The sequence below is a fragment of the Occultella aeris genome (assembly GCF_902703175.1).
GTDB classification, from domain to species: domain Bacteria; phylum Actinomycetota; class Actinomycetes; order Actinomycetales; family Beutenbergiaceae; genus Occultella; species Occultella aeris.
On sequence record NZ_CACRYJ010000006.1, the window covers coordinates 103,208 to 124,950 of the forward strand.

Annotated in this window: 18 protein-coding genes; 9 read left to right on the forward strand and 9 right to left on the reverse strand. The window is 70.6% G+C overall.

Going from position 1 to position 21,743, the window contains the following annotated elements:
• Positions 1–87 precede the first annotated feature (87 nt).
• From lpdA to HALOF300_RS01830, 3 genes are all read left to right on the forward strand, one after another.
• Positions 88–1,488 (forward strand): dihydrolipoyl dehydrogenase, encoded by a 1,401-nt coding sequence (gene lpdA / locus HALOF300_RS01820; protein WP_156738941.1) that lies wholly within the window; start codon positions 88–90, stop codon positions 1,486–1,488.
• A 273-nt stretch (positions 1,489–1,761) separates the two neighbouring features.
• Positions 1,762–2,766: a glyoxalase superfamily protein gene (locus HALOF300_RS26840; RefSeq protein ID WP_197522227.1), complete on the forward strand. Its 1,005-nt coding sequence runs from the start codon at positions 1,762–1,764 to the stop codon at positions 2,764–2,766.
• 198 nt (positions 2,767–2,964) lie between these two features.
• A complete protein-coding gene (locus tag HALOF300_RS01830) occupies positions 2,965–6,969 on the forward strand; it encodes a golvesin C-terminal-like domain-containing protein (RefSeq protein WP_156738942.1) in 4,005 nt (1,334 codons plus the stop codon).
• A gap of 34 nt (positions 6,970–7,003) precedes the next feature.
• Here HALOF300_RS01830 and HALOF300_RS01835 read toward each other — a convergent pair whose 3' ends face one another.
• Positions 7,004–7,858, reverse strand: a complete 855-nt coding sequence (locus HALOF300_RS01835; RefSeq protein ID WP_156738943.1) for an SDR family oxidoreductase — start codon at positions 7,856–7,858, stop codon at positions 7,004–7,006.
• A gap of 32 nt (positions 7,859–7,890) precedes the next feature.
• Positions 7,891–8,457 carry a VOC family protein gene (locus tag HALOF300_RS01840; protein ID WP_156738944.1) on the reverse strand — a complete coding sequence of 189 codons (567 nt, stop codon included), beginning with the start codon at positions 8,455–8,457 and terminating at the stop codon, positions 7,891–7,893.
• Between the two features lie 86 nt (positions 8,458–8,543).
• Here HALOF300_RS01840 and HALOF300_RS01845 point away from each other — a divergent pair, with 86 nt between their 5' ends.
• Together HALOF300_RS01845 and HALOF300_RS01850 are read left to right on the forward strand one after the other, a co-directional pair.
• Positions 8,544–9,506, forward strand: coding sequence for a helix-turn-helix transcriptional regulator (locus HALOF300_RS01845; protein ID WP_156738945.1), 963 nt, complete (start codon positions 8,544–8,546; stop codon positions 9,504–9,506).
• A gap of 142 nt (positions 9,507–9,648) precedes the next feature.
• Positions 9,649–11,145: an FAD-dependent monooxygenase gene (locus HALOF300_RS01850; RefSeq protein ID WP_231954957.1), complete on the forward strand. Its 1,497-nt coding sequence runs from the start codon at positions 9,649–9,651 to the stop codon at positions 11,143–11,145.
• 23 nt (positions 11,146–11,168) lie between these two features.
• Here HALOF300_RS01850 and HALOF300_RS01855 read toward each other — a convergent pair whose 3' ends face one another.
• The gene (locus HALOF300_RS01855) at positions 11,169–11,627 is read right to left on the reverse strand and encodes a nitroreductase/quinone reductase family protein (RefSeq protein WP_197522228.1); all 459 of its coding nucleotides are present in this window, start codon (positions 11,625–11,627) and stop codon (positions 11,169–11,171) included.
• 98 nt (positions 11,628–11,725) lie between these two features.
• Between HALOF300_RS01855 and HALOF300_RS01860 the strand changes: the two genes are divergently transcribed.
• Together HALOF300_RS01860 and HALOF300_RS01865 are read left to right on the forward strand one after the other, a co-directional pair.
• Positions 11,726–12,235, forward strand: a complete 510-nt coding sequence (locus HALOF300_RS01860) for a MarR family winged helix-turn-helix transcriptional regulator (protein ID WP_231954958.1) — start codon at positions 11,726–11,728, stop codon at positions 12,233–12,235.
• Positions 12,236–12,256: 21 nt separating this feature from the next.
• Positions 12,257–12,826 carry a 1-acyl-sn-glycerol-3-phosphate acyltransferase gene (locus tag HALOF300_RS01865; protein ID WP_156738947.1) on the forward strand — a complete coding sequence of 190 codons (570 nt, stop codon included), beginning with the start codon at positions 12,257–12,259 and terminating at the stop codon, positions 12,824–12,826.
• Between the two features lie 39 nt (positions 12,827–12,865).
• Here the strand turns inward: HALOF300_RS01865 and HALOF300_RS01870 are convergent, their stop codons facing one another.
• The 4 genes from HALOF300_RS01870 to HALOF300_RS01885 all read right to left on the reverse strand — a co-directional run bounded on the left by HALOF300_RS01870 (position 12,866) and on the right by HALOF300_RS01885 (position 18,017).
• The gene (locus HALOF300_RS01870) at positions 12,866–13,660 is read right to left on the reverse strand and encodes a MerR family transcriptional regulator (RefSeq protein ID WP_156738948.1); all 795 of its coding nucleotides are present in this window, start codon (positions 13,658–13,660) and stop codon (positions 12,866–12,868) included.
• Positions 13,661–13,729: 69 nt separating this feature from the next.
• Complete coding sequence (locus tag HALOF300_RS01875) at positions 13,730–14,800, reverse strand: flavin-containing monooxygenase (protein WP_156738949.1); 1,071 nt, start codon at positions 14,798–14,800, stop codon at positions 13,730–13,732.
• A 112-nt stretch (positions 14,801–14,912) separates the two neighbouring features.
• The gene (locus tag HALOF300_RS01880; protein WP_156738950.1) at positions 14,913–16,592 is read right to left on the reverse strand and encodes a response regulator transcription factor; all 1,680 of its coding nucleotides are present in this window, start codon (positions 16,590–16,592) and stop codon (positions 14,913–14,915) included.
• Positions 16,593–16,871: 279 nt separating this feature from the next.
• On the reverse strand, positions 16,872–18,017 hold the full coding sequence (locus tag HALOF300_RS01885; protein ID WP_156738951.1) for a hypothetical protein: 1,146 nt from the start codon (positions 18,015–18,017) through the stop codon (positions 16,872–16,874).
• A 168-nt stretch (positions 18,018–18,185) separates the two neighbouring features.
• On the opposite strand from HALOF300_RS01885, the gene HALOF300_RS01890 reads away from it, so the two are divergent.
• The gene (locus tag HALOF300_RS01890; protein WP_156738952.1) at positions 18,186–19,382 is read left to right on the forward strand and encodes a sensor histidine kinase; all 1,197 of its coding nucleotides are present in this window, start codon (positions 18,186–18,188) and stop codon (positions 19,380–19,382) included.
• A complete protein-coding gene (locus HALOF300_RS01895) occupies positions 19,379–20,038 on the forward strand; it encodes a response regulator (protein ID WP_156738953.1) in 660 nt (219 codons plus the stop codon). Before HALOF300_RS01890 ends, HALOF300_RS01895 begins: the two co-directional genes overlap by 4 nt.
• A 97-nt stretch (positions 20,039–20,135) precedes the next feature.
• On the opposite strand, the gene HALOF300_RS01900 is transcribed toward HALOF300_RS01895, so the two are convergent.
• Positions 20,136–21,260 (reverse strand): class I SAM-dependent methyltransferase, encoded by a 1,125-nt coding sequence (locus HALOF300_RS01900; protein ID WP_156738954.1) that lies wholly within the window; start codon positions 21,258–21,260, stop codon positions 20,136–20,138.
• Positions 21,181–21,564 carry a hypothetical protein gene (locus HALOF300_RS01905; protein ID WP_231954959.1) on the reverse strand — a complete coding sequence of 128 codons (384 nt, stop codon included), beginning with the start codon at positions 21,562–21,564 and terminating at the stop codon, positions 21,181–21,183. The genes HALOF300_RS01900 and HALOF300_RS01905 overlap by 80 nt, the downstream gene beginning before the upstream one ends.
• Positions 21,565–21,743: the final 179 nt, after the last annotated feature.

The window sequence follows — 21,743 nt, forward strand, 5'->3', positions numbered from 1 at the left end:
GGTGTCCGAACTTTAGCCCACAACAGGGGTCCTGGGTGTGACCAACGGCTCACTCCATCCGCGCCGTGTCCGGCTAGGGTTGGGAGGGTGACTGGACACTATGACGTTGTTGTTCTCGGCGCCGGACCCGGCGGATATGTGGCTGCCATTCGCGCGGCGCAGCTCGGGCAGAGCGTGGCGATCGTGGAGAAGCAGTACTGGGGCGGTGTCTGCCTGAACGTCGGCTGCATCCCGTCCAAGGCGCTGCTGCGGAACGCGGAACTGGCCCACATCTTCAACCATCAGGCTTCCACGTTCGGGATCACCGGTGAGGTGAGCTTCGATTTCGGTGCGGCGTTCGACCGCAGCCGCGACGTCGCCGACGGCCGCGTCAAGGGCGTCCACTTCCTGATGAAGAAGAACAAGATCACCGAGTATGACGGGCTCGGCTCCTTCGCGGACGGCAAGACCCTGAACGTCGAGCTCAGCGCCGGTGGCACCGAGCAGATCACGTTCGACAACGTCATCATCGCCACCGGCTCCACCGTGCGGCTGCTGCCCGGCGTCGAGCTGAGCAAGAACGTCGTCACCTACGAGGAGCAGATCCTCACCCGTGACCTGCCCTCCTCGATCGTGATCGTCGGCGCGGGCGCCATCGGCATGGAGTTCGCCTACGTGCTGAAGAACTACGGCGTGGACGTGACCATCGTCGAGTTCCTCGACCGGGCCCTGCCGAACGAGGACGTCGAGGTCTCCAAGGAGATCGCGAAGAACTACAAGAAACTCGGCGTGAACATCCTCACCTCCACCAAGGTCGAGACCGTCACCGACGACGGCTCCTCGGTGAAGGTGGCCTACACCGACGCGAAGGGCAACGCCGGCGAGCTCGTCGCGGACAAGGTCCTCATGTCGATCGGGTTCGCTCCGCGCGTGGAGGGCTACGGCCTGGAGCGGGCCGGCGTGCAGCTCACCGAGCGTGGCGCCATCGCGATCGACGAGCGGATGCGCACCAACGTGCCCGGCATCTACGCGATCGGTGACGTCACCGCGAAGCTGCAGCTCGCGCACGTCGCGGAGGCGCAGGGCGTGGTCGCCGCCGAGACCATCGCCGGCGCCGAGACCCTGGAGCTGGGCGACTACCGGATGATGCCGCGCGCCACGTTCTGCCAGCCGCAGGTGGCCAGCTTCGGTCTCACCGAGGCCCAGGCCCGCGACGAGGGCTACGACGTCAAGGTCGTGAAGTTCCCGTTCACCGCCAACGGCAAGGCGCACGGACTGGGCGAGCCGACCGGGTTCGTGAAGCTCGTCGCCGACGCGAAGTACAACGAGCTGCTCGGCGGGCACCTCATCGGCCCGGACGTCTCCGAGCTGCTGCCCGAGCTGACGCTCGCGCAGAAGTGGGACCTCACCGCGAACGAGCTGGCCCGGAACGTGCACACGCACCCGACGCTGAGCGAGGCGTTGCAGGAGGGCTTCCACGGGTTGACCGGGCACATGATCAACTTCTGAATCGGCTGACGGCCGCCGGCTGAGTCGAGTGCGCGCAAACCCCCGGTCCCGGGCGATCGGACCGGGGGTTTGCGCGCACTCGTTGCCGTCAGGCCACGCCGGGGGCATCATTGACCCACGGCTCCGGCAGCCGGCCGCCTGCCTCGCACCGACCGGTGCGAGTTGGTGAATGCCGATCACGCACGGCCACCGTCAACGCACCCGACGAGAACCCGCGCGGAGGACGTCGGCAACGCAGGCACCGAGTGATCGGCTCCGCCGTGAGGAATCGTCATGAACACCGTGCCCACCACCGATGAGGCCAAGGTGCAGGCCAAGCGCCTGCGCACCGCCCTGGCTGCCGCGGGGATCGACGTCGGCCATTCGGCATCGCTCGAGCTGCTCGCGAAGTCACACGGGCTCGCGGACTGGAACACCCTGATCGGCACCGCCGGACCTGCCGGCAGAGCCGGCTCCCGCTCGGGCGACCCGAGCGGAACCGGCGGCAACCGCGCGACCGCGACCTCCGCCGTCGTCCCCATCCTGCGCATGTTCGACTGGGACAAGGCGCAGGACTTCTACGTGGGCTACCTCGGCTGGACCGTGGACTGGGGCCACCGGTTCGAGGCTCACCTGCCGTTGTACGTACAGGTGACGTCCCCGGACGGCGCCCGGCTGCACCTCTCGGAACACCACGGTGATGGCACCCCGGGGACCGCGGTGCTCATCGAGGTCGCGGATGCCGCCGCGGTCCACGCCGCGCTCGCCACGAAGGACTACTCGTTCGCAGCGCCGGGCCTCGAGGAGGTGCCCTGGGGGCGGACCGTCACGGTCCACGACCCGTCCGGCAACCGGCTCACCTTCCTGCAGGCCGACGGGGATCGGGCCCGTGCCGACCGGGAACTCCCGCCGATCGTCACGGAGGTCACCATTCCGCTCGAGCCCGGGGCCGCCTTCGATCTGTTCACGTCGTTCACGTGGTGGGTCGAGTACGGCCGGGAGATCGGCGCGCCGGTCACGGTCTCGGATGAGGTGGCGTTCGAGAACCGCCAGGGCCGGCTGCCGATCGGGCGCGTGCTGCACCGGCACCGACCCACGCACTGGGCGATGACGTTCACGCTCGCTCAGGATCCCGCGACGCCGACCCGGCTGGACGTGCACTTCCGGCCCGTCGACGGCGGCACCAGGGTTCGGTTGGAACACGGAGGCTGGGATGCGCGCAACGGCGAGCGGCGTGGGAAGTTCAACGACTGGCCGGTGATCCTGGGGACCTTCGAATCCGCGGCACGGGCGGTCTGACGCGTTGAGATAGGACCAGGCTCGTCGACCTCTTACATCAGCGGGTCCGAGGTCGAAGCGTCGGGTACTACGTGAGCGGGCGCTCGCGCGGAAGCGCCGCGATCCAGCGGACAACTGAGGTGGCGGGTCGGATGATTGTGGCACGTCCACCCAACATGATCATTGACACCAACATGTATTGACTAGATGATCTGCATCATGGATTCAGCATCGAACCCAGAGGCCAAAGACGACTCCGGGCAATGGAGCCGACGTTCCGCGCTCCGCCTGCTGCTGATCGCCGGGGTGCTGCCACCGGTGATCGGTGCCCTTCCCGGGGTGGCTGCGGCCGAGCCGCCCAGCCCTGCGAACGGCTCCCACGCCGACGCCCTGCGTCGGCTCGACAAGCCGAACCTGAGCGTGACCCGGGTCGCGCGACTGGTTGGCCGCGATCACCGGATGACGTTCTTCCGGGCGACCTGGGACGGCGGCGAGACCATCGTGCGCGATCTCGAGATCAAGAGACGCGGCGGGTGGTTGTCGTTGACCGATCCCGAGCATCGCTTCGACGAGCAGTGGGTCGTGTTGGCCGGCACGCTGCCCTCCGGAAGCGCGCCGGAGCTCTACGGGCCGTTGCAGCCGACGTGGTTGGGTTTCACGTCCTTCCAACTGCTCGGGAGTCGGGCCATCGAACTGCGCACCAGCACCGACGACGTGGAGCTCGTGGTCCGCTGGCGGCTCGAGGGCGACCTTCCCGAGGCCCACTACGTACTGACGGCGAAGCGCGCCGGTGACTACATCGTCGGCTACCAGAGCCAGGACGCCAAGACGCTCGACGACCTCGACGAGGTGCTCTGCGGGTCCTACCAGCACGCCCTCACCGTGGTCGACGATTCGGCCCCGCTCGGCGCCTGGGAGTTGTTCGCGCCGATGGCGCTGACCCAGTACCCCGTCGACGGCGTCGCGGTCACCTCGGGCGTCTACCTGCCCACCGAGGTGGCCGAGTTCGCGCACGAGCGCGAGCTGATGTCCGACCGGCAGCCGTACGGGATGAGTCTGCGCAACGACAGCCTCGACGTCGTGCCGTGCATGTACTCGCCACAACCGGGTCTGCGGACGGCGATGGCTGCAGGCGAGCAGCGGGGCTTCGCCTTCGGGCTGGTGGCGAGCGTGGGCACCCTGTACGAGACGTACGCCCAACTCTGCCGGGACGAGTACGGACTGACGGCCTACCGGGAGAACGTCTATGACCGGTCGTTGACCGATGCCGTCCACGCCATGACGGAACTGATCGCCATCGAGCCCGACGGGGATGACTCGGTCGACTACATCCCCTCCTACTCGGGCTGGTGGAACCGGGCCAAGGGCTTCGTCGACGTGGAGAACGAGGATGCGGTCCGGACCGCGGCCAGCGGCGTGCTGCTCTCCGCGCACTACCTCACCGGGACCGCGGACAGCACCCTCTACGATCGCCGGGCCCGGCCCGCGATCGAGTACCAGCTCTCACGCAAGGGGATCGGGCACTCACCCGTGATCGGCGGGTCGGTCTACAACGACAGGACGCAGTACCGGATCGGTCGGATCCCCACGGACGCGGTGAACCTGACGGCGTTGTATCAGCTCACCCACGGCCGCAACGCGGGCATTGCGCGGCTGGCGGTGCAAGCCACCAAGGCGGGCGTGGTCGGCCAGAGCCGGGCCCCGTTCGCGAACGCGCTGGCCACCTATCAGATCACCGGAGACCCGGCCTACCTGACGGAAGCGACCCTGGTCGCCAGGCGCTACGTGCAGGAGGAGATCCTCACGCCGTACCGCGGCAACGGACAGCCGCCGGGTGGGTTCGCGTACAGCTTCTCCAAGTATTGGGTGGACCTGCTGGTCCTGTTCGAACTGACCGGCGAGGCCGAGTTCCTGGAGGGTGCCTACCGGGAGGCGCAGCGCTTCATCACCCAGACCGAGGTCCGGCCGGTACCGGACGAGACGATCACGGTGCCCGAGGGCGACGTGATCATGCAGCAGTACGACTGGGAGACCAGGACCTCGCTGCCGTCCTATCCGACCACCGAGGTCGTGCCCGAGACCGTGCCCGCCTGGTACGTCTCCACGACCGGCCTCACCTTCGAGGCGCTCTCGTCGTTCAAGCTCGGCGTCAGCTCGATGACGAATCCCGGCGGCGGCTTCGTCTTCAACCCCTGCTGGGCGGGAGCGCTGCTGCGACTGGCGCACCACGCCGAGGACCCACTGCTGGCCGATGTCGCTCACAACATGGTGATCGGCAGGTTCACCACCTACCCCGGCTACTACAGCCGCCAGTTCCAGGTGGCTCAGCTGAAGCCGGACTTCGCCACGAGCGGGCCGGTCGCGATCACCGGGTACTACTTCCACCACGCACCCGCCCAGCTCGGCCTGGCGATGGACTACCTGATCAACGAGAGCTTCTATCGCAGTTCGGGCATGATCGACTTCCCGCACGTCTACGAGGCGGACTTCGCCTACTTCAAGTACTTCGCGTACGGCCACGCCCCCGGCACCTTCTTCGGCGAGGACGGCGTGTGGCCCTACTTCCCGGCCGGCCTGATCTCCCTGGACAACCCCCTGATCAACTGGCTGACCGGGGTGGGGAACGATGCCCTGTACGTCAGCCTCACCAACTCCTCGGCCGACGCGCAGTTCGTGGTGGTCGACCTGACCGGTGAGCTGACCGGCTTGAGCGACGGCGCAGCGCCGACGGTCGACGTCGTGGCCGCCGACGGCACTCGTTCGTCCGAGGTAGCCACCGGTGGCCGGCTCAGGGTCCGAGTGCCGGGGCACGGGCTGGTCGCACTGGTCGTGCGGGGTGTGACGGTGGAGCGCCCGGCCCTGCCGGTCGCCGACGTCGCCGATCACGGCCCGGACAGCTTCCACGAGGTCGACGCCGATCCGGGCACCGACTACGGCATCGCCCGCGGCGTGCTCCTGGTGCGGCCGGACGGCGGGGGCTATGACGCCTACGTACAGATCGACACCGAGGAACCTGCGACCCTCACCTACCGGATCGGTGACCGGCCGGCGCAGCAGGCGGCGCCGAAGAGCTACCCGTACGAGTGGACGATCGCGGTCGACTCACTTGCCGAGACGTTCAGCTACACGATCGCCGCCGGCGCGGTGACCACCGAGGAGGTCACCCTGCGGCTGCCCGCGCGTATCAGTGGCACCAACCCCGGGGTGGCCGGAGACGTGCTGGCCCAGGCCACCGGCACGGCCGGTGACCGGGTGCCACTGACGTTCGAGGTACGCAACGCGACCACGGAGACGTTCACCGCCGACCTGACCGTGACCGTGCCCGATGGCTGGCAGCTGGACGGCGCCGCACCGGCGGTCTCCGTTCCTGCGCAGGGATCCACCCGGGTCGAGTGGGCGGCCATCATCGCGCCGACGGCCGCGCCCGGGGAGACCCGGGTCGAGGCGTCGCTCTCGGTTGCCGGGGGCGATCCCGTGGCGCTGCGGCCGGCGGCGATCGAGGTGATCGACAGCCGCCGGCTGGTCTCGCTGACCACCGACACAGCCATCGTGAGCGGACCCGGCGCGACTGCCCGGCTGACCACGGTGGTGATCAACACCGGTGTCACGCCGCTGCGTGGCACGTTGGCCCTCTACGGCGTCGCAGGATGGACCATCGATCAGCGGGATGCGGCGATCGAGGTGCCGCCGCGCTCCGATCTGACCCACACCTGGACCGTGACCGCCGGCCCGGCCGTTGCGCCGGGATCGACGAACCGGTTCGAGGCGCGCCTCGACCAGACCCTGCGCCGTGGGGTGCTGGTCCGGGTCGCCGACGAAGGGATCATCGCCCACACCCAGTCGCCGTGGCCCGGCTATCTGGAGGCCGGGTCGTGGTACCCGAGCGGGCTGGCCGGCTGGAACGGTACCCGGACGCGCTACAGCAGCGAGGACTCGGTGGGCAGCACCGTGACCTGGACCGTGGAGTTGCCCGAGCCCGGCGAGTACCGGGTATCGGTCTGGTACCCGACGAACCCGGAGACCACCACCTCGGCCGCCTACATCGTCGAACATGAGGGCGGTAGCACGGAGGTGATCGTGGATCAGACCGAGGAGGCGGCGGCCTGGCGACCGCTCGGCACGTTCCGCTACGCCGCCGACGCTCTCGGCGTCGTGCGCCTGGAGGTCCGCAACCCCGACTTCCACCGGGTCAGCGCTGCCCAGTTCCTCCGCATCGCGGACTGATCACCGCGGGTGCGACCTCAGCGGCCACCGGCTATCACCGTCCGGTCGACCCTGAGGGAGCCCTGGCGTCGCGCGGCAGGAACGTTGCCGCGTTCTCCTGTGCCCACTGGGCGAAGGTGCGTGCAGGTTTGCCGGTGACGTCCCGGACGGTGGGAAGGACCCTTCCCGCGGTCACAGGTGGGTTCGTCGCCAGGTTGATCCCGAACTCCACGTAGTCGTCGTCGTATCCGTAGCCGCGCAGGCGTTCACGCTCCTGCGCCTCGGTCAGTTGCACGAAGGTGAGGTCCAGGCCGGTCTTCTCCGCGAGGATGCGGACCCGTTCCTGCGGCGTGAGGGCCTCGGGGCCGGTCAGTGGATAGGTTCGGCCCGCGTGCCCCAGTTCGGTCAGGGCGCTGGCGGCGACGGCGGCGATGTCCGCCTCGTGGACCATCGCGCTCGGGTAGGTGGCGAGCGTGGACAGGGTGCCGTTGGTGCTGAGCTCGTCGGCCCAGTCGAACGTGTTGGCCATGAACTCGACCGGGTGCAGCAGGGTCCATCCGATCACGCTGCCCTTGAGCGCGGTCTCGACACTGGTCCGGGACCAGCTCCCGAGCACGGACGCGCGGCGGACCTTGTTCCGCTCGGCCAGGCCGATGAGCTCGGCCCCGTTGGTCAGTTCGGCACAGTCGTCCCCGCCGAAGGTGATGAGGTGGATCGCGTCGACACCCTCGAACGCGTCGCCGAGCGTCTCGACCTTGGTGAGATCGCCGCCGACGACCTCGACGCCGTCCGGAAAGCCTGCGTTGTGGGGGTCCCGGGTGAGGGCCCGAACGTGATGTCCGCCCAAGTGGAGTTCGTCGACGAGGTGGCGTCCGACCTGTCCGGTTGCTCCGGTGACCAGGATCCGCATGCTGATCGGTCCTTTCTCTTCTGGTCGGGTGGTCAGCGCGTGCGGGGGTCCCGGAGCGAGGACATCGCGTCCATCAGGCTGGAGTGGATGTAGGCCAACTCAGGCGTCGCGGCCGACTCCCAGGACTGTTCGACTTCGGCGGCGTCGTCGCTCTCAGACCAGTCGCTCTCGGCGCCGTCCCAGGTGATGGCACTCGGGTTGTGCTTGTAGACCCACCACAGGTGGCCGAAGGGGTCGGCGAAGCGTGCGAGCACGTCGCCCCAGAACTCCGTCGGCTCGGTGACCGTCCGGGCTCCACCGGCGACGGCGCGTTCCAGGACGGCCGCCGGATCGTCGACGTACACGCGCACGAACGCCGGGGTGTACGGCCAGCCAGGCTTGCGGTCGGCGATGGTGACGCTGGAGTCGCCGATCTGCAGCTCGGAGTGCAGGACCAGCCCGTCGGTGTCGGCGGTACGGGCTTCTGGAACCTCGGCGGCGCCGAACACGTCGACCAGGAAGGCGATCAGGCCGGGGGCGTCGTCGGACCAGATGAACGGGTCGACGGTCGCGGAGCCGGCGGGGGCGGCGGGGACGGTCGACGGCGTGGGAGCAGACATGGGACTCCTTCAGTTCTTGGTTGGTCCTCCAAGTCTCGCGTGACTTCCGGTCGGTATCTGGCCACAAGTGAAACTAGTCTGGAGGAATGTCGACCAGCACCCGGGCCCTTGACCTCCTCGGGCTCCTGCAGAGCCGGCGCCACTGGCCCGGAACCGAACTCGCGCGCCGGCTCAACGTGAGCCAGCGGACGCTGCGCCGCGACGTCAACGGCCTGCAGCAGCTCGGCTATCCGATCATCACGACCCGGGGGACCGGCGGCGGCTACCAGCTCAGCGCCGGGGCATCCCTTCCGCCACTGGTCCTCAGCGAGGACGAGGCCGCGGCCACGGTGCTCGGGCTGAAGGAGATCGCCACGGGTGCGCACCCGTCCTCGGCCGAAGCTGCCGTCAGTGCGATGGCCAAGATCGTGCAGGTCCTCCCGCCCCGCATCCGAGGCCGGATCGACAGCCTGCGGGCCGTCGCGGTCCCGGCCGGTGGCCCCGGGAACCGCGCTGCGATCGGCGACATCACCGCGCTCACCACGCTGGCCCTCGCCTGCCGCGACGCCGATACGGTCGAGTTCGCCTACAGCTCCCGAGCAGGCGAACCTTCTCGACGTACGGCGCAACCACACCGGATCGTGAACGTGGAGAACCGGATCTACCTCGTCGCGTGGGACCTGGACCGTGCGGACTGGCGGACGTTCCGGGTCGACCGCATCACGGAGCCCCACCGGACCGGGAACAGGTTTGCCCCGCGCCGGCTGCCCGATGACGATCCCGTCGCATTCGTGCGCGCTCAGCTCGGCGTCCTGCCGTCGCGCCACCGCGTACACGCGACGGTCCAAGCGCCCGCCGAACGGATCAGGGCCGAGATCGTGCACTACGGCACCGTGGAGCCCTTGGACGACACCTCGTGCGAGGTCCACATCGCCGCCGAGTCGCTGGACTGGGCAGCCTTCTGCCTCGTCGCGATCGGCGCACCGTTCGTGGTGCACAGTCCCCCCGAGGCGATCGCCTACATGAGGGCGTGGGGGCGCGGACTCCTCGACGCCACCGAATCCGGCTAGCCGCGGAAGCGCGTGAGCGGCGGGTCATCGAGGGAGAGACCGAGAACGGGCAGCGGCGGGAACGCACGTCCTCGCACTTTCAGGATACGTCCGGCACGGGGGCTTGCCGCAAGCCCCCCTCACAGCTCTACGCTGCTTGGCCGTGCCCATCAGCGGGTACGGCGAGGGGCTTGTGATGGCAGACGTGATCGTGGTGGGGAGCGGGCCGACCGGCATGATGCTGGCGGGTGAACTCGCCCTGGCAAGGGTCGACGTGTCGATCGTGGAGCAGCGCCCGACGTCCGAGCTGGCGGGCTCGCGGGCGGGCGGGATCCACTCACGAACGATCGAGATCCTCGACCAGCGCGGGATCGTGGACCGGTTCCTGGCGGACGGACGGACCGTGCAGGCGGCCACGTTCGGCACGACCGTGCTGGACATCAGCCACTTTCCGACGCGGCATCCCTACGTGCTCGCCCTGTGGCAGAACCGCATGGAGCCGATCCTGGCGGACTGGATCGAGGAGCTCGGGGTTCCGGTCCATCGTGGGCGGGAGGCGGTCGGCGTCGTCCAGGGTGACGACGGCGTGAGTGTCGAGTTCGCGGACGGCCCGCCGGCGCGCGCGAAGTACCTCGTCGGCGCCGACGGTGGGCGCAGCGTGATCCGCAAGGCCGCCGGAATCGACTTCCCCGGGTCGGGTGCGACCCGCAGCAACCTGATCGCCGAGGTCGAGGTTGCCGAGGAGCCGCCGAGCGGCATGCGTCAGGACGAGTCGGGCGTCCACGGCCTCAGCCGGCTGGCGGACGGGCGCACCTACCGGGTCGTGACGACGGAGCAGCAACTCGGCTCCGGAGCCGATCCGAGCCTGGCCGACCTCGGGCGGGCCCTGACGGCGGTCTACGGAACCGACTTCGGAGTGCACAGCCCGACCTGGATCTCCCGGTTCACCGACGCCACCCGGCAGGCCGCGGACTACCGGGCCGGCCGGGTGCTGCTCGCCGGGGATGCTGCACACATCCACTATCCCGCCGGCGGGCAGGGGATCGGCCTCGGGATCCAGGATGCGGTGAACCTGGGCTGGAAGCTCGCACAGGTCGTCAAGGGTGTCTCGCCCGAGTCTCTCCTGGACACCTACCGCGCCGAGCGGCACCCGCCCACGGCTCGGGCGCTCAGGTACTCGATGGCGCAGTCGGTCCTGCAGCGCTCCGACCCGCGGACGGCGGCACTCACCGAGACCGTCGACGAACTGATGACGATGGACGAGCCCCGCACGCGGCTGGCTGCCCGGATCCATGGTCTCGACATCGCCTATGACTTCGGCGAGGGACATCCGCTGCTCGGGCGTCGCATGCCGGACCTCGACCTCGACACGACCGATGGTCCGAGCCGGGTCTACTCACTGCTCCACGAGGGCAGGCCGCTCCTGCTCAACCTGGGTGAACCGGACCGGATCGACATCACCCCGTGCGCCGACCGGGTCCGGCTCGTCGACGCCAGGTTCGCCGGCACCTGGGAACTGCCGGTGCTCGGCGAGGTGAGCGCCCCCTCGGTGGTACTGGTTCGCCCGGATGGGCACGTCGCGTGGGTTGGACAAGGAACCGACGAGGGGCTGACCGATGCACTCGCCCGCTGGTTCGGTCCCGAGTCACCCACCGGGTGACGATGCCCAGACCACCGTGTGCCTCAGGCGGCGCGCCCGGTGAGCCTGATCACCGGGATGGTGCGGTCGGTGCGGGTCGCGTACTCCGCGAATCCGGGCGCCGCCGCGGTGATCTCCTGCCAGTGGTGTTCGCGCTCGGGGCCGTGCAACTCCTCGGCGTCCACCGGAAACTCCTCGCCGGCGAGGACGACCCGTGCTTCGTCGGGGTGCGCGGCGAGGTTGAAGTACCAGGACGGGTGCTTCGTGGCCCCTCCGGCCGAGGCGAGGATCAGCCAGGACTCGTCGGACAGCGGGAAGTAGGCGACGGGGCTCTCGCGCTCGAGCCCGCTCTTCTTGCCGCGGGTGATCAGGACGAGGGTCTGCATGCCCGGCGTGGACCCGCCCTCTCGGATGGTGGCGATGGTGGGTTCGTTCCTCGCGTGCAGCTCTGCGGCCGGCGGCAAACTGATGCCGTAGGTGCCGTTGGGCGTGTTGAAGGTCATTCGGACTGCTCCTCCGTGGTGGTCACTGCGGCTCCTGCATGGTTCGTCATCAATACTGTACGCACTATTAACTATCGTCAACGCGTACGATGTTCCCCGTGAGCGAACCGGCGGACCGTGCGCCAGGGTGCCCAGCCCTGGGGGCCACCGGGCTGCCCGCGCTCGCGGATCTGGCGAACCTGGTGCGGTCAACCATCGGCGCCGTCGCGGACCGGCATGACCTGACCCCGAGCCAGGGGCAGCTGTTGTGCGTGCTGATCGACGGTCCGCTGCGCATGGCGGACCTCGCCCGGCGCCTCGGCGTCGAGAAGGCTGCGCTCACCGGGCTGGTCGACCGCGTGGAGCGTCGCTCCCTGGTTGAGCGTCGGCCGGTCCCGGGAGACAGGCGTTCCGTGGATGTCGTGCTGACGGACGCCGGCTCCTCCGCGGTCGACATGTTCCACGCCGACGTCGCGCAGGCGCTCGACGCCCTGTTGTCCGGTCTCACCGACGATGAGCGCTCGGTCTTCCAGCGAATCACGGAGACGGTCATCGCTGGGCACCGCGCGCCCGATGGTGCGTCAGCCACCGGGACCATCGACCCGGCGATCGCCTCGTCGCGCCCGTAAGGTCAAGCCCATGAGGCAGACGTGAAGCGGGCCATCGCCCGGCTGTACTGGTCGTTGAGCCGGTGGACGCAGCGCTCGGAACCGGTGGACCCGCGCGGCGCGGGGATCCTGCTCGGCGCACCGCACACGTCCAACTGGGACTTCGTGTTCATGCTCGCGATCGCCTGGCAGGGCGGCTACCGGCTGCGGTTCCTCGGCAAGCACCAGCTGTTCAAGAAGCCGTTCGGCACGATCATGCGGGCTCTCGGCGGGATCCCGGTGGACCGGCGGGACCCGTCCACCGTGGTCGCCGAGGTCGTGGATCGGGTCCGCGCCGGCGAACGCTTCCACCTCGTCATCACGCCGGAGGGCACCCGCAGCGGGGCGCCCTACTGGAGGTCCGGGTTCTATCGGATCGCCCGAGAGACCGGACTGCCGGTGACGCTCGGCTATGTGGACCGCGGGACGATGACCACCGGACTCGGTCCCACGCTCGAGCTCACCGGTGACGTGGTCGCGGACATGGACGTCATCCGCGCGTTCTACAAGGGCAAGACCGGGGTGCGCCAGACCGAGACGATCGAGCCGCGCCTGCGCGACGAGGAGGGCTGAGCGGTTCCGGCCGGGTCTGCAGCCCCGGCCGGTCAGCGACTACTCGCCGCTGAACGTCGCGCCCTCGGCGTACGCGCGCATCGCGTCCCGAACGAACGTGGCGCCCTCGGTCCCGCCGTAGTTCGCCGCGAACCGGTCATCCGCGACGTACATGTCGGCCAGCCCGAGGAAGTAGCCGCGGGACACCTCGTTCGAGGCCACGCCGAGCCATTCGTGGTGACGGGCACTGATCGCCCGCACCCGCTCGTCGCCGGGGTCGAGGCCCTGGGTCGCGGCCCGGGCGTAGTCGGCACCGATGGCGGACTGGCGCTGCTGGAACGCCTTCTTCTCGGAGTCGCTGAGCGAGCGCCACCAGGCGTCGCTCTTCGCGTACGCATCGCGCCCCCAACGCTGCTCGACCTCGTTCTTGTACCGGGTGTGGTCGAAGCCGTCGAACATCTCTTCTGCCATGAGTTCTTCACCTCCTTCCCTCTTCATCACCGTGGTCCGAACGGACTCGATCTGTCGGTCGAGCCGGTCGCGCTCCTGGTGGAGCAGTTCCAGGTGGGCCCGCAGCGCCGTGGCCTCGTCCCGCGAGCGGTCGAGCACCTCGGCGATGGTGCCGAGGCCGAGCCCGAGGTCGCGCAGCAACAGGATGCGTTGCAGCCGGACCAGGGCCTCGCCGTCGTAGTAGCGGTAGCCGTTCGAGCCGATCCGGGACGGTTCCAGCAGTCCGATCTGGTCGTAGTGACGCAGCGTGCGACTGGTCGTCCCGGTGAGCCGGGTGATCTCGTGCATGGACCACGGCGCGTCGGTCGACGCGGGGTGGTCGAGCACAGTCTCGTTCCGGTTCATCGGTCCCTCCTGGGGTGTCGGTGAGACCAGTCTGGACCTTGACGTCGCGTCAAAGTCAACACCCGGAGCTCAGGCGGCGACCGGCTCCCGCGTCCGCAGCAGGTGCCGTACCACGTACCCCGCGTCCCGGCCGGCCCCGCCGATCAGCATCGACGCGAACGCGTACTGGAACGGCACCCCGAGGAAGTACAGGCCGGGGAACGCGGTGACGCCCCGGTCGCTGATCGGGAAGCCCGCCTCGTCGGTGACCGGTAGGTCTATCCAGGTGTAGTTCTGGCGGTATCCGGTGCACCAGACGATGCTTGCGACGTCGAGCGCCCGCCCGTCGGCGACCGGCAGCCCGTCGGCGACGCCGGTGACCCGCCCGACCCGCTGCACGCCGGCGTCGTCCAGGTCCGATTTCCGCACGCGCAGCAGGGGCGCGCCGTGGGCGCGGACCTGCGAGCGCATCTTCCGGCCGACGGGCGTGCGCATGGTGAGCAGGTGCTGGGTGGCGAAGAACCAGATCGGCAGGATCACCCGCGCCTCTGGGCCCTCGATCCGGAACGGCATCTGCCCGTTCACGGTGCCGGCGAGCGTCGTGGCGTGGGTGGCGGCGGTCTCGTAGGCGATGTCCGCACCGGAATGGGACGCACCGACCACCAGGACGTCCCCGGCCGGCAGGTCCGACGGGCCCCGGTAGCCGGTCGAGTGCCACTGCCGGATGCCCGGGTCCAGCTCGGCTGCGAAGTCCGGCACGTGCGGCTCCTGGTGCGGCCCGGTCGCGACAACGACGTTCGGAGCCTCGAACCGCTGGTCGCCGGCCTCGGCGACGTAGGTGTCCCCGACGCGGCGTAGCGCGTCCACCCGCACGCCGGAGCGCACCGGCGCAGCGATGTGCTCGGCGTAGGTCCGTAGGTACCCGGCGATCTCGTCGCGGTCGGGGAAGTGCCTGGGGTCGCCCGGGACGGCGAGCCCCGGCAGCGCGCTGTACCGCGCGGGGGAGAACAGCCGCAGGGAGTCCCAGTGCCGCTCCCAGTGCGCGCCGACGCGGTCCTCGGCGTCGAGGATCACGAAGTCCACGCCGGCCTGCGCGAGGTGATACCCGGCGGACAGGCCGGACTGGCCGCCGCCGATGACGATGGTGTGGTGCGTGCTCATGGTCGTTCCTCTCGTCGTGTCGTGTCTCGACGCTAGGAAGCCGGCACGGCGCGCACATCGACAGTTCTGAGTAGTGCCCGACGGCGGAGCGTGGGTAGTTCTGCCGCGGCGCCTATCCAGGCGCTGCTCCGGCTCGGATGACGCCGTGCTCGTACGCCCACGCGGTCGCGGCGGACCGGGACGGCAGGTCCAGCTTCGTCAGGATGTTCCCCACATGCCGAGCCACCGTCTTCTCGCTGAGGTGCAGCGCCGTCGCGATCGCCCGGTTCGTGAGCCCGGCGCTGATCAGCTTGAGCACCTCGGTCTCCCGCACGGAGAGCGGGTGGCTCGACGGCACAGCAGCTTCGGGTCGCAACAACGCCCCGACCCGTGCGGCATCCGGCCCGGCACCGAGCCTGGTGAACATCTCCTCGGCGCTGCCCAGCTCCAGGGCGGCGCCGGCGCCATCGGCCAGGACGTGGCAGGCCAGCCCGATGAGCTCTCGGGTGCAGGCCTGCTCGTACGGCGCGTCCAGGCTCGCCCACACGCTGAGCGCCGCCCGCAGCGGCGGCAGCGCACTCGCCGCGTCACCCTCGGCCAGCGCCGCGGCGCCGACCGCATGACCGGCGAGCGCCGCGAGGTACTGGCAGGGGCGCTGGCCGGACAGGGACACCAGCTCGTCCGCTGCTGAACGCACCGCGGCGGCGTCCCCGAGCGCCCCCGCGATCGTGACCTGGGCGGCGAGCAGCAGCGGCCGCGCGAACGGATCGACCGTCTCGTCGAGGATCCGGGCGATGGTCCCGGCCGCCGCCGCGCCCTGTCCACTGGCCAGGAGCAGCAGGGCGTGCCCGGGCTGGGGTTGGCGCCCGAAGGTGTTGGCGCGCCGGTAGTCCTCCTCCGCCGTCGCCCAGTCCCCGCCCAACCGGTGCAGCTCGCCCTCCTGGTACCAGGCATCCCCCGCCGCGGCCTGCCCGGGCGGGTCGCTCAGCCGGTCTCGCGCGAGGCGGGCCTGGACGGCGGCGTCGGCCCAGGAGCCGTGCAGTTGGAGCACCTGAGCGCGGTGCACGAGGCACTGGCCGCGGTACGGCACCAGTTCGGGCTGGTCCTCACACCACCGCGTCAGCGCGGCCGTCCACTCCTGTGCTCGACGCACGTCGAGCAGGATCCGGCACGCGTCGATCACGGCGCAGTAGGCCAGACCCGCGATCATCTCGGTGACCTCGCCGGCGGTCACGGCGAGCATCACCTCGTCCAGATGCCCGACCGCCGCGACGGCCTCAGCGGTCGTGGCCATCCCGGGCATCAGCGCAGCCCGGCCCGTGCCGAGCCGGGCGAGGGCCAACAGGTCCGGGTCTCGGTGCTCGCGGCCGAGGTCCAGGGCACGGGCGAACAGGCGCGCGGACCCCTCACCGTCGCCGGAGAACGCCCGCTGGAGACCGAGCGGCACGAGCAGCAGGCCACGCTCGGGACCGTCCAGACCGGCTCGGTCGAGGACCGCCGACCCTCGTTCCAGCCACGCACCCGCCTCCGACCACCGGCCGGCCTGGGTCAGGACGAACCCGAGCCAGAACGCGGTCCGCGCCGCTGCCCGAGGGTCGGTGTCGACGTCGAGCTGGAACGCGCTGGTGAACGCGGCGATACTCTCCGGTTCGTGGCCGCTGAGGTAGGCGGACTTCGCCAACCGGTCCAGGTCCGCCGACTCCAGCGGGGCGGCGTCATCCGCCTGCCGCAGCGCCCGGAGCGCGCCCGCCCAGGCCCGCCGCTGGAACAGCGTCCGGCCGGTCTCGAGCGGTTCGGTCGTCGGCGCGGACACCGGGACCTCACCGGCCCGGTCGTCGCGTCGAGCCGAACCCGACGGCGTCTCTCACGTCGTCGATGCTACGCGCGGTCGGGCGTCGTGCGGGGCGATCGCGGGACGTCCGCCCGTCCGCGGTCGACGGTCTCCGCGGTGCCGACCGGTGGCCAGGTGCGCGCCCTCGGGCACCACGGACATGGCCGGCCGGACCGACGGACGCAGGCGCCGCCGTCGGGCTTCGACGGCGGCGCTTGCGTGACGACTACGGACGCGCCACGGAAGACCCGTCGAACGCAGTCACTCCGGTCCGGCCGAGGTCACCTGGGGTCGGCCGCGGCCGCAGGTGCCGCACGCCGGCCGGGTGCGGAAGTAGTACCCGAGGGTGGCGGCGGCGAGCGCGACCGACCACAGCGGCCACAGGGTCATCGGATTGCTCATCCAGTCGTCCGGGTTGCTCCAGTCGATGATCCGCATCACGACCGCGCTCGCCGAGGCGAGACTGACGGCGACGACCGAGGCGAACACGATCGGGAACGCCGGTGGCACCCGTTTGCCGGCGAGGCCCAGCACCCAGCGCGGCCAGATGACGCCCCAGCGCTGCACCAGCCCCAGCGTCAGGAGGCCACCGAGGGCACCGAAGGTCGCCAGATAGACCCCTCCCCAGATCAGGCCGCTGGCATGGAGCTCGACGAGGAACTCCTCCGACACGCCCACCGGAATGTTGAACGCCCACGCCCACCGGACGACGGAGTACGCCAGCGGGACAACGGCTCCGGTGTAGGCGGCCCACCGCCCCCACCGGGCGGCCGAGGCGCGCGAGGTCCACCCGGTGTCCGCGCCGTCGCGCCGACCACACCGCCGGCAGGCCGACGCGGTGCGGCGCCCGAAGGCCACCGTCGCTGCGGCGAACAGCACACCACCGATGGCGCAGACGGCCAGGTTGACCGTCGTCCACGGGGCGACCTTGGCGAAGAACTCACCGTAGGTCATGGGCGGGAACCCGAACGGTATGCCGACCATGCCGACGGGCAGGTAGGCGATCGAGGTGAGCAAGCGCTGGTCGGGGACGAGGACGGCGAGGCCGAACGCCACCACCCAGCCGGCGCCGGCGGTGGCTACGCGCAGCCATCCGCGCAGGCGCCCCAGGGTGAGCAGTACCGCGAGCGCGGCGCAGATCACGCCGATCCCGGCGATCCAGGGGGCGGTGTGCTCCGCCGTGGCCGCGCCCAGGATCGACTCCGCGCGGGCATCGGGGAGGTCGCCGGCGCCGAACGGGAAGCCGGGCACCCCGAGGGTCCAGAGCAGGCCGAGCAGGCCGTACCCGAGCGACCAGACCGCGGCGGCCCAGCCCACCCAGCTCGGCCATCGGCGCAGGGTGCGCCGGATCGGCCCGCGGCGCGGGGTCGCACTGCTCCCTTCGGTCGCAACGATGTCAGTGGTCATGGTGATCCTCGCTGGGTGTGATGCGGGCGGCTCTCGCCCGCACTTCGAGCCTGCGACGTCGCGCGCCAGTTGGGCAGATGCCGTTCGGGAGGTCTCCGGCGCGGATCCGGGCACACCCGTGCCGATCGGCACGGGTGGTGCGGGCCCCGTGTTCCTAGACTCGTGGGCATGCCGGAGTCCCGTGGTCGTGGTGCCCGCGTCGGCGCGTCGATCGCCGCGGCCGTCCTGGCGGTTGTCGCCGCCGCGTTCACCCCGGCGGCGATCCCGCTCGTGGTGGCCATCGGCGTCGTCGTGGTGAGCCTGGTGTGGTGGCCGACCGGACGGAGCCGCCTGACCTGGGCGGCCGCGGTCCCGGCCGTGGTGTCCCTGGCCGCGACGGGTGGGCACCTGGCGTTCGGCTGGCCGGGGCTGCCGCCGTGGGGGATGGTCGAGACGGTCGCGTTGTGCCTGCTCGTCGGGATGATCGCCAGGTGGTCATCGGGGCGGGCGGCGGCGGTCGTCGCCGTGGCTGCGGGCATCGCGGCGGCGACCACGTTGCTCCGGGCCGTGCCGGCGACCGGCTCGACGGAGCTGGACGGGGTTCAGCTGCTTTACGCGGTCGCGTTCTGGGGGCTCGGCCCGATCGCGTCGGCGGCGGTCGGGCTGCACTTGCGCCACCAGCACGAGCGGCGCGAACGCGAGATCACGGGCGCCCGGCGCGAGCAGCGACTCGACCTGGCGCACGACCTACACGACTATGTGGCCCACGACGTCAGCGCGATGATCGCGCAGGCACAGGCCGCCCAGCTCGTCGCGGGGGAGGGCTCTCGGGTCGTCGACGCTCTGCGGTCGATCGAGCAGTCCGGGCTCGCGGCGATGGCATCGATGGACCGGACGATCGGCGTCCTGGGTGAGACGACATCCGCGGTGGGTCCGGTCACTGGCGCGGCGCCAGTCCGGCCCACCCCCGGCCTCGGTGAACTCCGCGAGCTCGTGGAGCGTTTCGCGTCGGGTTCGAGGGCGGGCGACGTGAGGCTCGACGTCGATCCCGCGGTCGAGGCCGGCGGGCGGATCCCCCGCGAGGTGGGCGGCACCGTGCACCGCATCGTCGTGGAGGCGCTCACCAACGTCCGGCGCCACGCACCGGGTGCGTCGAGCGTCGAGGTGCGGGTCCGCCGGGTCGGGAGCGCGCTGGAGGTGTCGGTGGTCAACGGCGCGGGCGGCCCGCCTGCGGATCCGGGCCGGCGAGGCGGGCTGGGGCTGCCCGGGTTGACCGAGCGGGTGGTCGCGCTGTCCGGGACGCTCCGGGCGGGTCCGCACGACGACGGATGGCGTGTGCTGGCGAGCATGCCCCTGACCGGAGGCCTCGGGGCGGGCGGGTCATGACTCGGATCCTCGTCGCCGACGACCAGGAGGCGATCCGCAGCGCCTTCCGGATGGTGCTCGACGCCCAGCCCGACATGCAGGTCGTGGGCGAGGCCACCGATGGCGTCACCGCCCTCGATCTAGCCCGGCGGCTGCGTCCTGATGTCGTCCTCGCCGACATCCGGATGCCGCGGATGGACGGTCTCGAACTGACCCGTGCGCTGGCCGGACCAACCGTGGCCGACCCGATCCGGGTCGTCGTCGTCACCACCTTCGACCTCGACTCCTACGTCCACACCGCCCTGCGCAGCGGGGCCTGCGGGTTCCTCCTCAAGCGGTCGGGCCCGACCCTGCTGGTCGAGGCGGTCCGTGCCGCGATGGCAGGGGACACCCTGATCAGCCCGCAGATCACGGTCCGGCTGCTCCGGCACCTCCATGACGACGCGGCCGCGGACGGACAGTACGCGGCGCCGACGGAACCGCTGACCGGACGTGAGCTCGACGTCGTCGCGCTGACCGCACGTGGCGACAGCAACGCCGAGATCGGCGCGGAGTTGTTCATCTCCGCCGGAACGGTGAAGAACCACCTCGCGAACGTGCAGCGCAAGCTCGGCGCCCGCAACCGGGTGGAGATCGCCGGCTGGGCCTGGGCGAGCGGGCTCGTGGGCCGCCGGTGACAACCCAGGGCAGGCCCGGGCGCCCCGGAACACTGCCGCCCGGACAGATGGACGCAAGCGCCGCCGTCGGGCTTCGACGGCGGCGCTTGCGCGCGGACTACGGACGCGCCACGAAGTACGCGTTGAACGGGTCGGCCGGCACGTCCACGATCTCGACGTCGGTGAACCCGGCCTCGCCGAGCATCCGCTCCGCGAGCTGGGTGCCCCAGACCGTGCCGAGGCCGTCCCCGCCGAGCCCGAGGGAGACGCTCATGCAGTGGAACATCGAGATCGTGTAGAGGTAGCTGCCCCAGGGCAGGGCGGCGTTGTCCTCGACGTTGCTCGACGCCTTGATGTCCACCATCAGGAACACCCCGTCCTCGCGTAGCGCGGACCGCACGTTGCCGAGCACCTGCGCAGGATGGGCCTGGTCGTGGATGGCGTCGAACGCCGTCACCAGGTCGAAGTGGCCCTGCTCGGCGATCCCGGCGACGTCGACGACCTCGAACCGGGTGTTCGCCAGGCCCCAGGCGGCGGCCTCGGCGCGGGCGGCCGCGACGCCCTCGGATGAGAAGTCGTACCCGACGAAATGGCTGTTCGGGTGGGCCCTGGCCATCAGGTTGATCGCGTGGCCGGAGCCGCAGCCGACGTCGAGGACGTCGATCCCCGCTGCCAGCCGGCCCGGTAGCCCGGGCACGAGCGGCAGGATCCCGTCCACCAGGACCGCGTCGTTCACCGTCGCGGACTCCTGCGCCATGGTGTGCTGGAAGCCCGGGTACTCGGAGTAGTCGAGGCCGCCGCCGTGCCGCAGGCTCTCCAGAACCCGGGTCTCCACGCCGCCGAGCATCGGGATGTACTGCATGAGCTGGGCGAGGTTCTCCGGGCCGGCCGCGCTGGTGAGCACGGCGGCGTGCGAGCGGGGGAAGTGGTAGGTCTGCCGGGCCGGGTCGTAGACGACGATGCCGGCAGCCGACATGCCGCCCAGCCACTCGCGCACGTAGCGCTCGTTCAGGTCGGCCGCGTCGGCGATCTGCTCGCTGCTCGCGGGTGGGAGCGTCGCCAGGGTCTCGAACAGCCCGGCGCGGTGGCCGATGCTGGTGAGGATCGCGATCGCGCTGGAGTTGAGGATGTCGAGGTAGCGGGCCGCGAGGGCGGCGGTCTCCTCAGCCTCGGTCGCCGACGGTTCCGACGAGCTCGGTTCCGTTGAGGGGGTCGGGTCCGTGGTTTGGTAGGTCGTACTCAAGGGGGTTCTCCTTGTCGGGGGAAGCCACCGGCTCCGGAACCGAACGCGCGTGGCGCAGGTACAGGACCAGCATCAGGCCGGTGGTGATGAGGTAGAAGCCGTGCAGTGCCCAGATCGGGCCGGGCGGCAGGCTGTAGATGTACAGCGAGTGCACGACGTTGCCCGTGTTCGCGAGCAACAGGTTGCCGAGGCTGTAGGACGCGAGGTCGCGCGTGCGGACGGCCTTGAGGACCATCGGCAGGACGCTCCCGGCGAAGATCACGCTGGAGATGCTGCCTGCCAACACTGCGAGGCTGAGGTCCATCGTGGTCCTCCTTCGGACTCGGGATGAACTGGTGCCTCAACGCTAGGAACCCACGCCGGTTCGCGAATCGGGCGAATCACCCAATCGCGTCGGGGCCCGTGGGGTGTTCGGCGCACGGCGCTTCCGCGGAAGCGCCACCTGGCTGACCGGTTCGAGGCCGCATCCGAGTCAGTCACCCG

What these genes read in the sequence shown, in the direction of transcription:
- HALOF300_RS01840 (WP_156738944.1), bottom strand. Translation starts at nt 8,457, where the DNA reads ATGTCTGCTCCCACGCCGTCGACCGTCCCCGCCGCCCCCGCCGGCTCC.
- HALOF300_RS01905 (WP_231954959.1), bottom strand. Translation starts at nt 21,564, where the DNA reads ATGGACCTCAGCCTCGCAGTGTTGGCAGGCAGCATCTCCAGCGTGATC.
- HALOF300_RS01885 (WP_156738951.1), bottom strand. Translation starts at nt 18,017, where the DNA reads ATGACCACTGACATCGTTGCGACCGAAGGGAGCAGTGCGACCCCGCGC.
- HALOF300_RS01845 (WP_156738945.1), top strand. Translation starts at nt 8,544, where the DNA reads ATGTCGACCAGCACCCGGGCCCTTGACCTCCTCGGGCTCCTGCAGAGC.
- HALOF300_RS01875 (WP_156738949.1), bottom strand. Translation starts at nt 14,800, where the DNA reads ATGAGCACGCACCACACCATCGTCATCGGCGGCGGCCAGTCCGGCCTG.
- HALOF300_RS26840 (WP_197522227.1), top strand. Translation starts at nt 1,762, where the DNA reads ATGAACACCGTGCCCACCACCGATGAGGCCAAGGTGCAGGCCAAGCGC.
- HALOF300_RS01895 (WP_156738953.1), top strand. Translation starts at nt 19,379, where the DNA reads ATGACTCGGATCCTCGTCGCCGACGACCAGGAGGCGATCCGCAGCGCC.
- HALOF300_RS01835 (WP_156738943.1), bottom strand. Translation starts at nt 7,858, where the DNA reads ATGCGGATCCTGGTCACCGGAGCAACCGGACAGGTCGGACGCCACCTC.
- HALOF300_RS01870 (WP_156738948.1), bottom strand. Translation starts at nt 13,660, where the DNA reads ATGAACCGGAACGAGACTGTGCTCGACCACCCCGCGTCGACCGACGCG.
- HALOF300_RS01830 (WP_156738942.1), top strand. Translation starts at nt 2,965, where the DNA reads ATGGATTCAGCATCGAACCCAGAGGCCAAAGACGACTCCGGGCAATGG.
- HALOF300_RS01890 (WP_156738952.1), top strand. Translation starts at nt 18,186, where the DNA reads ATGCCGGAGTCCCGTGGTCGTGGTGCCCGCGTCGGCGCGTCGATCGCC.
- HALOF300_RS01855 (WP_197522228.1), bottom strand. Translation starts at nt 11,627, where the DNA reads ATGACCTTCAACACGCCCAACGGCACCTACGGCATCAGTTTGCCGCCG.